The sequence below is a fragment of the Flavobacterium sp. genome (genome assembly GCF_052437795.1).
Taxonomy (GTDB): domain Bacteria; phylum Bacteroidota; class Bacteroidia; order Flavobacteriales; family Flavobacteriaceae; genus Flavobacterium.
In genome coordinates this window covers 499,782-512,315 of record NZ_JBQVPA010000001.1, presented here as the reverse complement: position 1 = coordinate 512,315, position 12,534 = coordinate 499,782, and the positions used below count along the sequence as shown (strand labels likewise).

At 46.8% G+C, this 12,534-nt stretch carries 11 protein-coding genes; 9 read left to right on the top strand and 2 right to left on the bottom strand.

All coding sequences use genetic code 11. The features are described from left to right. Window position 1: 1 nt before the first annotated feature. The 3 genes from ACT6R0_RS02370 (at window position 2) to ACT6R0_RS02360 (ending at window position 2,311) form a co-directional block, all read left to right on the top strand. Complete coding sequence (locus ACT6R0_RS02370) at window positions 2-262, top strand: acyl-CoA-binding protein (protein ID WP_444650941.1); 261 nt, start codon at window positions 2-4, stop codon at window positions 260-262. Between the two features lie 9 nt (window positions 263-271). Further along, window positions 272-1,054 carry a superoxide dismutase gene (locus ACT6R0_RS02365; protein WP_444650939.1) on the top strand — a complete coding sequence of 261 codons (783 nt, stop codon included), beginning with the start codon at window positions 272-274 and terminating at the stop codon, window positions 1,052-1,054. A gap of 177 nt (window positions 1,055-1,231) precedes the next feature. Next, complete coding sequence (locus ACT6R0_RS02360) at window positions 1,232-2,311, top strand: RHS repeat domain-containing protein (protein ID WP_444650937.1); 1,080 nt, start codon at window positions 1,232-1,234, stop codon at window positions 2,309-2,311. A gap of 76 nt (window positions 2,312-2,387) precedes the next feature. Here ACT6R0_RS02360 and ACT6R0_RS02355 read toward each other — a convergent pair whose 3' ends face one another. Next, window positions 2,388-3,698 carry a tetratricopeptide repeat protein gene (locus ACT6R0_RS02355; RefSeq protein WP_444650935.1) on the bottom strand — a complete coding sequence of 437 codons (1,311 nt, stop codon included), beginning with the start codon at window positions 3,696-3,698 and terminating at the stop codon, window positions 2,388-2,390. 17 nt (window positions 3,699-3,715) lie between these two features. Further along, window positions 3,716-6,286 carry a DNA gyrase subunit A gene (gyrA, locus tag ACT6R0_RS02350; protein WP_444650934.1) on the bottom strand — a complete coding sequence of 857 codons (2,571 nt, stop codon included), beginning with the start codon at window positions 6,284-6,286 and terminating at the stop codon, window positions 3,716-3,718. A 276-nt stretch (window positions 6,287-6,562) separates the two neighbouring features. On the opposite strand from gyrA, the gene ACT6R0_RS02345 reads away from it, so the two are divergent. The 6 genes from ACT6R0_RS02345 to ACT6R0_RS02320 all read left to right on the top strand — a co-directional run bounded on the left by ACT6R0_RS02345 (window position 6,563) and on the right by ACT6R0_RS02320 (window position 12,533). Beyond that, the gene (locus ACT6R0_RS02345) at window positions 6,563-9,118 is read left to right on the top strand and encodes an ATP-dependent Clp protease ATP-binding subunit (protein WP_444650932.1); all 2,556 of its coding nucleotides are present in this window, start codon (window positions 6,563-6,565) and stop codon (window positions 9,116-9,118) included. Window positions 9,119-9,497: 379 nt separating this feature from the next. Then, entirely contained in the window at window positions 9,498-10,868 is a 1,371-nt protein-coding gene (gene rimK / locus ACT6R0_RS02340; protein ID WP_444650930.1) for a 30S ribosomal protein S6--L-glutamate ligase, read from the top strand. 9 nt (window positions 10,869-10,877) lie between these two features. Beyond that, on the top strand, window positions 10,878-11,246 hold the full coding sequence (locus tag ACT6R0_RS02335; RefSeq protein ID WP_444650928.1) for a DUF1304 domain-containing protein: 369 nt from the start codon (window positions 10,878-10,880) through the stop codon (window positions 11,244-11,246). A 30-nt stretch (window positions 11,247-11,276) separates the two neighbouring features. Beyond that, window positions 11,277-11,474: a GldL-related protein gene (locus ACT6R0_RS02330; protein WP_444650926.1), complete on the top strand. Its 198-nt coding sequence runs from the start codon at window positions 11,277-11,279 to the stop codon at window positions 11,472-11,474. Between the two features lie 3 nt (window positions 11,475-11,477). Next, window positions 11,478-11,882: a hypothetical protein gene (locus ACT6R0_RS02325; protein WP_444650924.1), complete on the top strand. Its 405-nt coding sequence runs from the start codon at window positions 11,478-11,480 to the stop codon at window positions 11,880-11,882. A 3-nt stretch (window positions 11,883-11,885) separates the two neighbouring features. Then, the gene (locus ACT6R0_RS02320) at window positions 11,886-12,533 is read left to right on the top strand and encodes a hypothetical protein (protein ID WP_444650922.1); all 648 of its coding nucleotides are present in this window, start codon (window positions 11,886-11,888) and stop codon (window positions 12,531-12,533) included. The last annotated feature ends 1 nt before the right edge of the window (window position 12,534 follow it).

The window sequence follows — 12,534 nt, the reverse complement described above, 5'->3', positions numbered from 1 at the left end:
CATGGCCGAAAAGGACCTCGATACCCTTTTTCAGGAGGCTTACGAAAAAGCCTCCCAAATGACCGACTCGCTGCCGCAGGACGTTATGCTCCGCATTTATGCCTATTACAAGCAGGCAACATCAGGCGAGCCAAAAGGGCTTTACCAAAACTTTGACCTGAGGAATGCCTTTAAAATGAACGCGTGGATCCAGGTGCAGCACCTTTCGCCCAACGAGGCCAAGCAGCTTTACATAGAGACCATAAATTCCTTAACTAAATAATATTACAATATGAAAAAAGTAAAGATCTTCCTTTCGGCACTTGTGGTGATAGCATCGCTGCAATCGTGCAAGGACAAAAATGAGCTTGAAGAAGTAGTAGAAGTTCCGGCACCGGACAAAGAGGAAGCCAAACCGGCTGCCGCGCAGGGCAACCCTGACGACGTGAAAGCCGAAGGAGGGCCGTTCGCCATAGCGAAGCTGGGTTTTGCCTATGACGCGCTTGCACCACACATTGATGCAAGGACAATGGAGGTGCACTACTCGAAGCATTATAAAAAATATACCGATGAGCTGAATAAGGCCATCAAAGGCACCGACCTTGAGAAGAAGACCATCGAAGAGATATTGGCCACCCTTGCACCGGATAATAAAGCTGTACGCAACAATGGCGGCGGCTATTATAACCACACCCTTTTCTGGGAGATCATGGCACCAAAAGCCGGCGGTGAGCCCAAAGGCGCTTTGGCGGAAGCGATCACAAAAGACTTTGGTTCATTCGATGCGTTCAAAACCCAATTTACTGAAGCTGCTACCAAGCAATTCGGTTCGGGCTGGGCATGGCTTGTGGTGACAAAAGACGGAAAACTGGCTGTTACAGGCACCGCAAACCAGGATAACCCGCTAATGCCGGGCGCTGCTGTGGCCGGAAAGCCTATACTTGGGCTTGACGTATGGGAACACGCTTATTACCTGGAGTACCAAAACAAAAGGCCGGATTACATCACAGCTTTTTACAACGTGATCAACTGGGATGCAGTAGGCAAAAAGTATGATGCTGCGATAAAAAAATGATCTTCCTGCAACGAATAAAAGCATTTGCATAATTGATCCGCCTTCGGGCGGATCTTTTATTCACTATGATCAGGGAATGTGTGAAATACTTCAAGATCTACATCATGAGTGTTTCCCTGACCTTGCCAGTTTCAAAAAAAAGGATGATTTTTGGGAATTACTAAACCAAACACATAAATGAGATATTTATACCCGATAGCGTTACTGCTGTTCTTGGCATCGTGCAAGGAAGAAGAAAAGAAAAAACCTGCAGACCTAAGCAAAGCCGAATGGTCTTTTTACAAGCTGGAAGGCCATGTGAAGTCCGTATTTGAGAGATCGCATGAAGCAGTTGGCGACTGGCAAAAAGGAAGCCCAAAGCAGGAAATTGCCAGCGCGCATGATACCGACCTTGCCTTTAATGAAGGAGGCCAGCTTATTTCAGAAAAAAAATGGCTTAACGGAACAACGCCTTTTGAGGAATCAAAATTCAGGGGCAGGGAAAAGGAGATAAGCAAAATGCAATATATCAATGGGGAGCCGGGGATCAAGACCGAGCATAGCCGCGACAAGGCCGGGAATGTTACGGCGATCATCCGCCGCAATGGCGATAATACCCAGCTTGACCGTACTGCAATGACCTACAACGGCAAATCGCTAACCGAAATGAAGACTTTTTCCAACCAGGATAACCCGAATGGAAGGACAACCTACGTTTACGACAATAAAGGCAACCTGAAAGGCGAAAACCTGTACCTGAACACGGAGTACATACAGGTAAAGAACCTTTATGAGTATGACACGCAAAACAGAAAGATCTCTGAAACAAGGTACAGCAAAGTCAAGACTTTGTATAAGACCACTTTTGAATACAACGGGAAGAACATCACAAAAAAGGAAACTACAGGCCCCGACGGCGCCGTGACCATGACAGAAAAAAGCAACTATGATAAAAGGGGGAACCTGTTGGAGCGCTATATTACCGATACTTATGACAGGTCGGTAACGCATGAGGCATACAAATATGATAATAATGGCAATATGCTTAGCTATGTGATCTCACGCAATGGCAGTAAAGAGCAGGAACTGATCAATATTTATGATAGCCACAACAACCTTACCGCGACCAAAACAGCGAACGCAAAAGGGGAGATAATTGACAGCCGCACTTACACTTATGAATATGACGCAAAAGGCAACTGGACGAAAAAAAACGTAAGCCTTAATAACAAACCGGCTTTCATAGTAGAAAGGAAAATAGAGTACTTTGCAGAGTAACGAAATGTAATCTTACGACCGAATAAAAAAGATCCACCGCTTTCACGGTGGATCTTTTTTATAAGGAAGGCCTAAATTACCCCTTTAGTTTAGCTTTCATCGCTTTGTAGTCGGCATCCCTTTCAAGTGCCTGGTAAATGCTTGTAAGAAGCGATATGGTATACTGGTTGTCGGGCTTTATCTTATGTGCCTTTTCAAGATAGGTAAGCGATTCGGTATATATAGCGTCCTTTTTCTTTTTGAGGGCATCATAACGGTCGTTCTCCTTTTTGCTGGTACCGGTAATGCTGTTCATTTCATTAACGATCTTCTCTTCATCACCAAGGATAAGCGAAGCCATGCCCACAAGCGCAGGCTCGTAGTTAGGATCGATCTGAAGCGCTTTGCTGTAATGGTTCTTAGCCTCAGCTTTATCAGTCTCAGAGGCTACTACGCCAAGGTTGTAAAACAATTCAGGATTGTTAGGGTTCTTAGCCGCGGCTTCATTGATAAGCCTCTTATAACCTTCCATATCTTTTGCCTGGTAATAGATATTCGCTTCGGCCACAATAAGGTTAACATCCTCAGGATTGTTTTTCCTGGCAGCGGTCATGGCAGCTTTTGCCTTATCGTTCTCACCTTTCTGAACATAGATCAACGCAATGTTCTTAGTGATCTCACCTTTTAGCGAAGGCAGTTTTTCATCTTTCGGCTCAAGATATTCGCCCGTCTTAATAGCAATGTCGCGGGTCTCCCTATTTGGAAAGCCCTCTACCTGTCCGCTCTTTTTGTTCTTAGCAACATAGGCAGTGCCTTCACCTGTAAAACCTGACTTGTCAAGCGTAAGGTAATAGTTAAGCGCGTTGTCATAATCCTGACCATTTACAGCCATTGCCGCAGCATTGTAAAGTTGGGCATGGTCTTTTGGGTCAAGCTTATATACCAGCCCGTACAAAGCGGCAGCCTCCTTATACATTTTCCCTTCTGCCAATTGGTTGGCAATATTACCAACCATTGTTTTCACTTCAGGGAATATCTCCTCCTGGATCTCTTTGGTATGTGTTTTTTTAGCGTTCTTTTCAACTTCAAGCACTTTATTGAAATCGTCTATCGAACTACTAAGCACAGCCGATGCCTTTTTAATGTCAGCCATGAGCATAGGATTGGTCATCAATTCCATTACACCGCCCGAAGCCCTATAATAATAAAAATCTGACTGCTGCTCAGGTGTAGCCGCGCTCATTTTGGGTTCGGCGGCAGCGATAAGCTCTTTAAATTTTGTCATATCCTCTTTTGTTGGAGGAGTATCTTTGTCCACTATCTTCTTGAGGCCTTTCAGCTCATCCTTTTGTGCGAACGCACTTAGGGATAACAATAGCGACGCAGCAATGGCATATTTAATTTTCATATTGATATATTTAAATATTATTCTTCGTTCTGTTCTTCTTCAGTTCCGGAATCCTCAAGGCCTTCTTCAGCTATTTCCTTCATGTCCTGCGGAAGGTTTTCAGCGCCAAGCTCCTCAATGTTCTCTTCGATCGCTTCTTCAATGGCATCTTCCTCACGAAGTACTTTTGTAACCGCCGCGATAGAATCGTTGCCCTTGATATTGATAAGGCGTACACCCTGCGTGGCACGTCCCATAACCCTAAGGTCGGACACCATCATCCTGATCGTAAGCCCCGATTTGTTGATGATCATAAGGTCATCCGCATCGGTAACACTGTTGATAGACACTAAGCTACCGGTCTTTTCCGTAATGCTTAATGTTTTCACACCCTTACCGCCACGATTGGTGATCCTGTAATCCTCAAGGCTCGAGCGCTTGCCATATCCGTTCTCGGACACCACAAGTATCTCGCTGTTCATGTCATTTACAGAAACCATGCCGATCACTTCATCCTTCTCATCAGCGAGTGTGATACCACGCACTCCCGAAGCGCTCCTGCCCATCGGGCGGGTCTTGCCTTCTTCAAAGCGCACCAGCTTCCCCGACTTCACCGCGATAAGCACCTGGCTTTCGCCTGTGGTCAGCTTTGCTTCCAATAGCTCATCGTCTTCGCGGATGGTGATCGCAGCGATACCGTTGAGCCTTGGGCGTGAATACTGCTCCAGCAGGGTTTTCTTCACGATACCCTGCCTGGTCGCCATGATCACATAATGGCTGTTGATGTAGTCCTGGTCTTTCAGGTCCTGCGTACAGATGAACGCCTTTACCTTATCGTCATTCTCGATGTTGATAAGGTTTTGTATCGCACGGCCTTTGCTGGTCTTGCTGCCTTCCGGAATTTCGTAAACGCGCATCCAGAAACATTTCCCTTTTTGGGTAAAGAACAGCATATACTGGTGATTGGTGGCCACATAGAGGTGCTCAAGGAAGTCCTGGTCGCGGGTGGCAACGCCTTTTTGGCCTACGCCTCCCCTGTTTTGTGTCTTATATTCAGATAGTGAAGTACGCTTAATATAGCCTGCGTGCGATATGGTGACCACAACGCTTTCATCGGCAATAAGGTCTTCGATGCTCACATCGCCACCTGCATATTCGATCTGCGAACGGCGCGCATCGCCATATTTATCGCGTATTTCGGTAAGCTCCTGCTTAATGAGTTCCATCCTCAGTTCTTTGCTTGCCAATAGCGCTTTCAATTCGGCTATCAATTTCATGATATCGGCATATTCGGCCCTTAATTTGTCCTGCTCCAGTCCTGTAAGCTGCCTTAGTCGCATCTCTACGATGGCGCGTGCCTGGATCTCGCTCAGGCTGAAACGTTCTATCAATCGTGAACGCGCCTGGTCGCCATCTTTTGAGCTTCGTATTATCCGGATCACTTCGTCGATATTGTCCGAAGCAATGATCAATCCTTCCAATATGTGCGCACGCTCCTCGGCTTTACGAAGATCGTATTGCGTCCTGCGTACCACCACATCGTGCCTGTGCTCGACAAAATAGTGGATAAGGTCTTTCAGGTTTAGCATTTGCGGCCTTCCGGCAACAAGCGCAATGTTGTTTACACTGAACGATGACTGGAGCTGCGTGAATTTGAAAAGCGTATTTAGCACCACATTGGGCACCGCTTCCCTTTTAAGGATGTAGACGATGCGCATACCGTTACGGTCAGACTCATCGCGGATGTTGGCTATGCCCTCGATCCTTTTCTCGTTAACCATGTCGGCCGTCTTCTTGATCATATCGGCCTTGTTCACCTGGTACGGTATCTCGGTCACAATGATGCACTCACGGCCATCCACTTCTTCAAAGCTCGTTTTGGCCCTCATTACAACACGGCCGCGGCCTGTCTTGAATGCCTCGCGCACGCCTTCGTAGCCGTAAATGATACCCCCTGTTGGGAAATCGGGCGCTTTAACGTGCGTCATCAGTTCGTCGATCTCGATCTCTGTATTGTCTATGTAGGCCAGCGTACCGTTCACAACCTCTGTAAGGTTATGCGGGGCCATATTGGTCGCCATACCTACCGCGATACCCGAAGCGCCGTTCACCAAAAGGTTAGGCACCTTTGTCGGCATTACTGTTGGCTCCTCAAGGGTGTCGTCAAAGTTAAGCTGGAAGTCTACTGTTTCCTTGTCAAGGTCGGCCATTATCTCTTCGGATATCTTCCTTAGCCTTGCCTCGGTATAACGCATTGCCGCGGGGCTGTCGCCGTCTACCGAACCAAAGTTACCCTGCCCGTCTACCAAGAGGTAACGAAGGCTCCATTCCTGGGCCATACGTACCATGGCATCATATACTGAAGAGTCACCATGCGGGTGATACTTACCTAATACTTCTCCTACGATCCTTGCGGATTTTTTGTGCGCCCTGTTGGAAAGGACACCTAATTCATACATTCCGAAGAGCACCCTCCTGTGAACCGGTTTCAATCCATCCCTCACATCGGGCAGCGCCCTGGATACGATCACCGACATTGAATAGTCAATGTAGGCTGATTTCATTTCGTCCTCTATGTTAATGGGAATTAACTTTTCTCCTTCAGACATAAGTAATTACGTTATTAATTATAGTTAATACAAAACGTGCCAATATACGCAATTTAAACAGGAACTAAAGGCCTTTCGGGAGATTTTTTTCGTGTTTTATCAACATCATTCGCCAACGGAATAGTTAATAAAGTAATATTAAATCGTTTTTATTTTCGGGATTTTTTTCGTCATTTAGCCTGACAGCAGATTTTGGGGACTGACAGTATCGCAGTGAGGTATGATTTTTGCAAAATCCTGTTTAATTGATTAAATTTACATATCAGCAATAACATTATGGATGATAATTTTTCACCAAGGGTCAAGGACGTTATAACCTACAGCAAGGAGGAAGCCCTGCGCTTAGGCCATGACTTCATTGGTACCGAGCACTTAATGTTAGGAATTTTGCGGGACGGGAACGGCAAGGCTATATCTATACTGAACAGCATATCCGTAGACCTGGATCATTTACGCAGAAAGGTAGAGATACTAAGCCCTGCGAACCCGAATGCCGAGCGCAGCAACGAGAAGAAGAACCTTCACCTTACCCGCCAGGCAGAACGCGCCCTGAGGACCACCTTCCTCGAGGCCAAGGTGTTCCAGAGCACATCGATAAGCACCGCGCACCTGCTGCTGTGCATTTTACGTAATGAGAATGACCCCACTACAAAGTTGCTTAACAAACTACAGATCGATTACGAAACAGTTAAAGAACAATTTATCAGCATGACATCAAACGAAGAAGAATACCTGGAAAATCTGCCTAAAGCAGAGTCGTATAACGACGATGCAGGACAAGATGACAGCCTGCGCGAAAGCACCTTCAACAATCCTTCTTCGGGGGCTAAGGCCAACAAGAAATCCAAAACGCCAGTACTTGACAACTTCGGCCGCGACCTGACCGAACTTGCCGAAGAAGGCAAACTGGACCCTGTGGTAGGCCGTGAAAAGGAAATTGAGCGCGTTTCACAGATATTGAGCCGCCGAAAAAAGAACAACCCGCTGCTTATAGGTGAGCCCGGGGTAGGTAAATCGGCCATTGCCGAAGGCCTTGCACTGCGCATCATCCAAAAGAAGGTATCGCGCATACTATTCAACAAGCGCGTGGTAACGCTCGACCTTGCCAGCCTGGTCGCCGGTACAAAATACCGCGGGCAGTTCGAGGAGCGTATGAAGGCCGTAATGAACGAACTGGAGAAGAATGATGACATCATCCTTTTCATTGACGAGATACACACCATTGTGGGTGCAGGTGGCGCTACTGGCTCGCTCGACGCCAGCAATATGTTCAAGCCGGCACTGGCACGCGGAGAGATACAATGCATCGGCGCGACCACGCTTGACGAATACCGCCAGTACATTGAGAAGGACGGTGCGCTTGAGCGTCGTTTCCAGAAGGTGATCGTAGAACCTACATCGGTAGAGGAAACCATTACCATACTGAACAATATCAAGAATAAGTACGAAGACCACCACAGCGTGACCTACAGCCAGGAAGCAATAGAGGCTTGCGTAAAGCTGACCAACCGTTACATGAGCGAACGTTTCCTTCCGGACAAGGCTATCGATGCGCTGGATGAGGCAGGTTCCCGCGTACACATTACCAATATTGATGTACCTAAGCAGATCCTTGACCTGGAAAGGCAGCTTGAAGAAGTACGCGAGCTTAAAAATAGCGTGGTTAAAAAACAAAAATATGAAGAGGCTGCCAAGCTTCGCGATGATGAGAAACGGATAGAGAAAGACCTTGCCATTGCACAGGAGCAGTGGGAAGAAGAGTCAAAATCCAACCGCATACTTGTAACCGAAGACAATGTAGCCGATGTAGTATCAATGATGACAGGAATACCTGTGAACCGTATCGCACAGACCGAAAGCAACAAGCTGGCTAAGCTTCCTGAACTTATCAAGGGCAAGGTGATCGGGCAGGACGAAGCGGTGGCAAAGATCGCCAAGTCGATACAGCGCAACCGTGCAGGCCTTAAGGATCCCAATAAGCCAATAGGCTCGTTCATCTTCCTGGGACAGACGGGTGTGGGTAAAACACAGCTGGCCAAGGTTATCGCTAAAGAGCTTTTTGATAGTGAGGACGCCCTAGTGCGCATAGACATGAGCGAGTACATGGAGAAATTCGCCATATCTAGGCTTGTAGGAGCGCCTCCGGGATATGTAGGCTACGAAGAAGGCGGGCAGCTTACCGAAAAGGTTCGCCGCAAACCGTACTGCGTAGTGCTTCTTGATGAGATAGAAAAGGCTCACCCGGACGTATTCAATATGCTTTTGCAGGTGCTGGATGACGGATATTTGACAGACAGCCTTGGGCGCAAGATCGATTTCCGCAATACGATCATCATCATGACATCCAACGTTGGCGCACGCCAGCTGAAAGATTTCGGACAAGGCGTAGGGTTTGGCACTTCGGCTAAAAAACTTCAGGCAGATGAGCACACAAAAGGCGTTATAGAAGCGGCATTGAAGAAAACCTTCGCGCCGGAGTTCATCAACAGGATCGATGACATCATCGTGTTCAACGCGCTTGAAAAAGAGCACATCGACCAGATCATCGAAATTGAGCTTGCAAGGCTGTACTCAAGGGTAAAAGACCTTGGCTACAATGTAACGCTATCAGACAAAGCAAAGGCTTTCATTGCAGAGAAAGGCTTTGACAAGCAATATGGCGCAAGGCCGCTGAACAGGGCCATCCAAAAATATGTGGAGGATGCCCTTGCAGAAGAGATCATCACGTCCAAAATAGCCGGCGGCGATGAGATCTTCATGGACCTTGAGGAAAATGCTACCGAACTTACGGTTACGGTAAAAAAGGCTGAGAATACCTCAAGCCCTGAATAAGGAATAATTATTGGTTTTAAATGAGGGATCCCCAAGGCGCATAAGCTTTGGGGATTTTTTTATCCTCTTCATAAAACCTCACCGTTAACCCTCTACAAACGAGAGGTATACGGAACGTTCTTTCAGCAATAACTATTAAAAAAACCTCAACTCCAGCCGCTATCCAGGGAAGTGGGGAACTCATGCTCGAATGGCAGAGCCTAAAATATTTAGGCAACTATATCGGGTTCGGGTGCAGCTGCTCCCCTCTCCTTTGGAGAGTCCCGATAGCTATCGGGAGGGTGGGTCTTCCTGCCAACATTATTTTTTGATAAATAACTCCCAACGCCGCGCCACTATTAAAAAAAGTAGTAATTTAGGTTATTAAACAGATCAGATAATGCTTGAAAAAGTAATTGTGGGCAGTGAAGAATGGTGCTCGTTCCCACAGCTTGGCATTCACGCCATTAAGGCACGCGTAGACTCGGGTGCGAAGACCTCGGCCCTCCATGCCGTGAACATCGTTCCCTTTGAAAAGGAAGGCGAGAACTGGGTAAAATTCGACATCAACCCCATCCAGAAAAATATAAAGACGGTCATACACTGCCAGGCCCCCCTTGTGGACAAGCGTGTGGTGAAAAGCTCGAGCGGTTTCCGTGAGCAGCGCTATGTCATCCGTGCCGAAACGCAGGTTGGTGAAACACGCTGGGAGGTAGAACTCACACTGACCAACCGTGACTCGATGGGTTTCCGGATGCTGCTGGGCCGCGAGGCGATGAGCGGACGTATACTGGTCGACCCGGAACAAAAATATGTATTAGGGCAGCCTACAAGGGAAAAATTACATGAGTATTACGATAAAGGCGAAGAGCCGAAGCGTGGTCTCCGTATCGGCCTTTTGGCAAGCAACCCTTCACTGTACAGCAATAAGCGCATCATGGAAGCAGGCGAACAGCGCGGCCATGAAATGCACTTTTTGAGCCTTAAGGACTGCTACATGAAACTGGATGCCAATACGCCCGAGATACATTACCGCGGCGGCAGGGTACTGAATGACTTTGATGCCGTGATACCGCGCATACGCCCAAGTATGACATTTTACGGCTGTGCCCTGACACGCCATTTTGAAGCATTAAAGGTATTTTGCCTTAATTCCTCAATGGCGATAAGCCAGTCGCGCGACAAACTCTACTCCCTGCAATTACTGCTAAATAACGGGGTCGATATACCAACCACAGGATTTGCAAATTCACCGCTTGACACTAACGAGCTTATTAAAATGGTAGGCGGGTCGCCACTTATCGTGAAACTGCTGGAAGGCACGCAGGGCAAAGGCGTTGTTTTGGCAGAGACCAAAAAGGCGGCGGAAAGCGTTATCAATGCATTCAAAAGCCTGAATGCCAATATACTTGTACAGGAATTCATAAAAGAAGCGAATGGCAAAGACCTCAGGCTGTTCGTAATAGACGGAAAAGTTGTGGCTACGATACAACGGGAAGCGCTTCCGGGAGAATTCAGGGCGAATATCCACTTGGGCGGGACGGCTTCAGTAATAAGGGCAACCCCGGACGAGAAAAGGATAGCGGTAAAAGCTGCAAAGGCCATGAACCTTAAAGTTGCAGGTGTCGACATTATCCGCTCGGACAAAGGGCCGCTCCTATTGGAGGTGAACTCCTCCCCCGGCCTTGAAGGCATTGAGGGCGCAACCAACAAAGACATTGCCGGGGAGATGATAAAGGCTATCGAGAAGAATTTTAAATACAAGCTATAGCAAATAGTTATGGGCATTATCGCAAAAATATTGATCGGGCTGGTGGCCCTGATCCACCTTTACATTATGTGGCTGGAAATGTTCGGCTGGATGACAAGGGCGCGCAAGGTTTTCCGAAAGCTGCCGCCTGACATGTTTGAAAAAACAAAGTCGATGGCGGGCAACCAGGGGCTGTACAACGGCTTTTTGGCCGCGGGCCTTATATGGTCGCTGCTCATTTGCTGTAATGCCGAATGGAGCGCCAACGTGGCGATGTTCTTTTTGGGGTGCGTATTCGTAGCAGGCGTGTATGGCGCTGTAACGGTACAGAAAACAATATTGTATGTGCAGGCGGTACCGGCGCTACTGGGGCTGTTGGCTGTTTATTTTAAAATATAATAGATAATAGATAATAGATAATAGATAATAATGAAATATTGGGTAATTATTGTAATAGTGCTGATCGGGCTAATGATAACCATTGTTGGGGCATTATTCAAGATAATGCACTGGCCGGGAGCCAGCTTAATGCTGATCGTGGGAATGGGTTTGAAAGCACTGGGAATACTATTGCTTTTGATCAAAGTTGTAATGGCAAGGAACAGTAATTCGCTATTAAAACAATAACTTATGATAAAAAAAATTACTTTACCCTTACTCTTCAGCCTCCTACTATCACTTTCGGCGTTTGCCCAGCAATCCGGCTGCTCTAAATTTAAAAACGGTACGTTTAAGGTAACGGATCCGGCTTCGAAAAAGGTCTGCATTATTACCCGCGAAGGCAACATCCAAACCGAAAAAATGGAAGAGAGTGAGGAGGTGTACGACTTCGACCTGGTATGGATAGACGACTGTACCTATACCGTATCCCCTACCCCTGCAACGGCAGCACGCAACAAGGCAGTACTGAAAGCCGGAACGATGACCGTCAGGATAATCAAGGCAAAGGATAACTCCTATACACAGCGTGTAACGGTGGCCACCAATCCGAAATTCAGGCGGGTGGATGAAGTGTTTTTGGTGGAAAGCAAGTAAGCTATGAAACACTTCTTTCTACTGGCAGTGCTTTTCTCTTTAACAACTAATGCCCAGGAAAACCTTTTTGAGGCTGACGGATATCCTGTTACAGACAAAATGATTCGCGACAATTATGGTAAAGACAGTAACCGCAAAAATGTTGGCGATGTTTTCTCATTCGAAAAAGTGTGGTTTGGCAATAAGGCAATCGGGCAAACATTAATTTTTGAACTTTATACTGATGGCCATCGCTTTATTACCTGGCACTTTTATAACAATGATATACCCGCAGCATTGGCAGAAACTATCGAAATGCATTTAGAGAGCGGAGAGCTTGCGGAAAATAAGCAAGTTGCAGCGGCACTTCAGAAATTCACTAAAATAGCCGTAAGCATTCCTGAAAATTATTTTGAAACCCTAAAAGGGCTTGGACTCGGGGATACTAAAGAGAAAGCGCTCGCTATCTATAACAGCAAGCCGGACAATATTACAAACACTTACGGCGTTGAAAAATATGAATGGTCGTTCGCCGGTGATATTTCCATATCTGAAGGATACAGCAAAGCAGACGGAAAGCCGGTAGCCCGGGACAGTTTTGGACATTACGTTACGCTGTTCTTCAGGGAGGAGAAACTGATTGGGATTATTTTACTTAATGATATTCCATAAG

What these genes read in the sequence shown, in the direction of transcription:
- ACT6R0_RS02370 (WP_444650941.1), top strand. Translation starts at nt 2, where the DNA reads ATGGCCGAAAAGGACCTCGATACCCTTTTTCAGGAGGCTTACGAAAAA.
- ACT6R0_RS02365 (WP_444650939.1), top strand. Translation starts at nt 272, where the DNA reads ATGAAAAAAGTAAAGATCTTCCTTTCGGCACTTGTGGTGATAGCATCG.
- ACT6R0_RS02360 (WP_444650937.1), top strand. Translation starts at nt 1,232, where the DNA reads ATGAGATATTTATACCCGATAGCGTTACTGCTGTTCTTGGCATCGTGC.
- ACT6R0_RS02355 (WP_444650935.1), bottom strand. Translation starts at nt 3,698, where the DNA reads ATGAAAATTAAATATGCCATTGCTGCGTCGCTATTGTTATCCCTAAGT.
- gyrA (WP_444650934.1), bottom strand. Translation starts at nt 6,286, where the DNA reads ATGTCTGAAGGAGAAAAGTTAATTCCCATTAACATAGAGGACGAAATG.
- ACT6R0_RS02345 (WP_444650932.1), top strand. Translation starts at nt 6,563, where the DNA reads ATGGATGATAATTTTTCACCAAGGGTCAAGGACGTTATAACCTACAGC.
- rimK (WP_444650930.1), top strand. Translation starts at nt 9,498, where the DNA reads ATGCTTGAAAAAGTAATTGTGGGCAGTGAAGAATGGTGCTCGTTCCCA.
- ACT6R0_RS02335 (WP_444650928.1), top strand. Translation starts at nt 10,878, where the DNA reads ATGGGCATTATCGCAAAAATATTGATCGGGCTGGTGGCCCTGATCCAC.
- ACT6R0_RS02330 (WP_444650926.1), top strand. Translation starts at nt 11,277, where the DNA reads ATGAAATATTGGGTAATTATTGTAATAGTGCTGATCGGGCTAATGATA.
- ACT6R0_RS02325 (WP_444650924.1), top strand. Translation starts at nt 11,478, where the DNA reads ATGATAAAAAAAATTACTTTACCCTTACTCTTCAGCCTCCTACTATCA.
- ACT6R0_RS02320 (WP_444650922.1), top strand. Translation starts at nt 11,886, where the DNA reads ATGAAACACTTCTTTCTACTGGCAGTGCTTTTCTCTTTAACAACTAAT.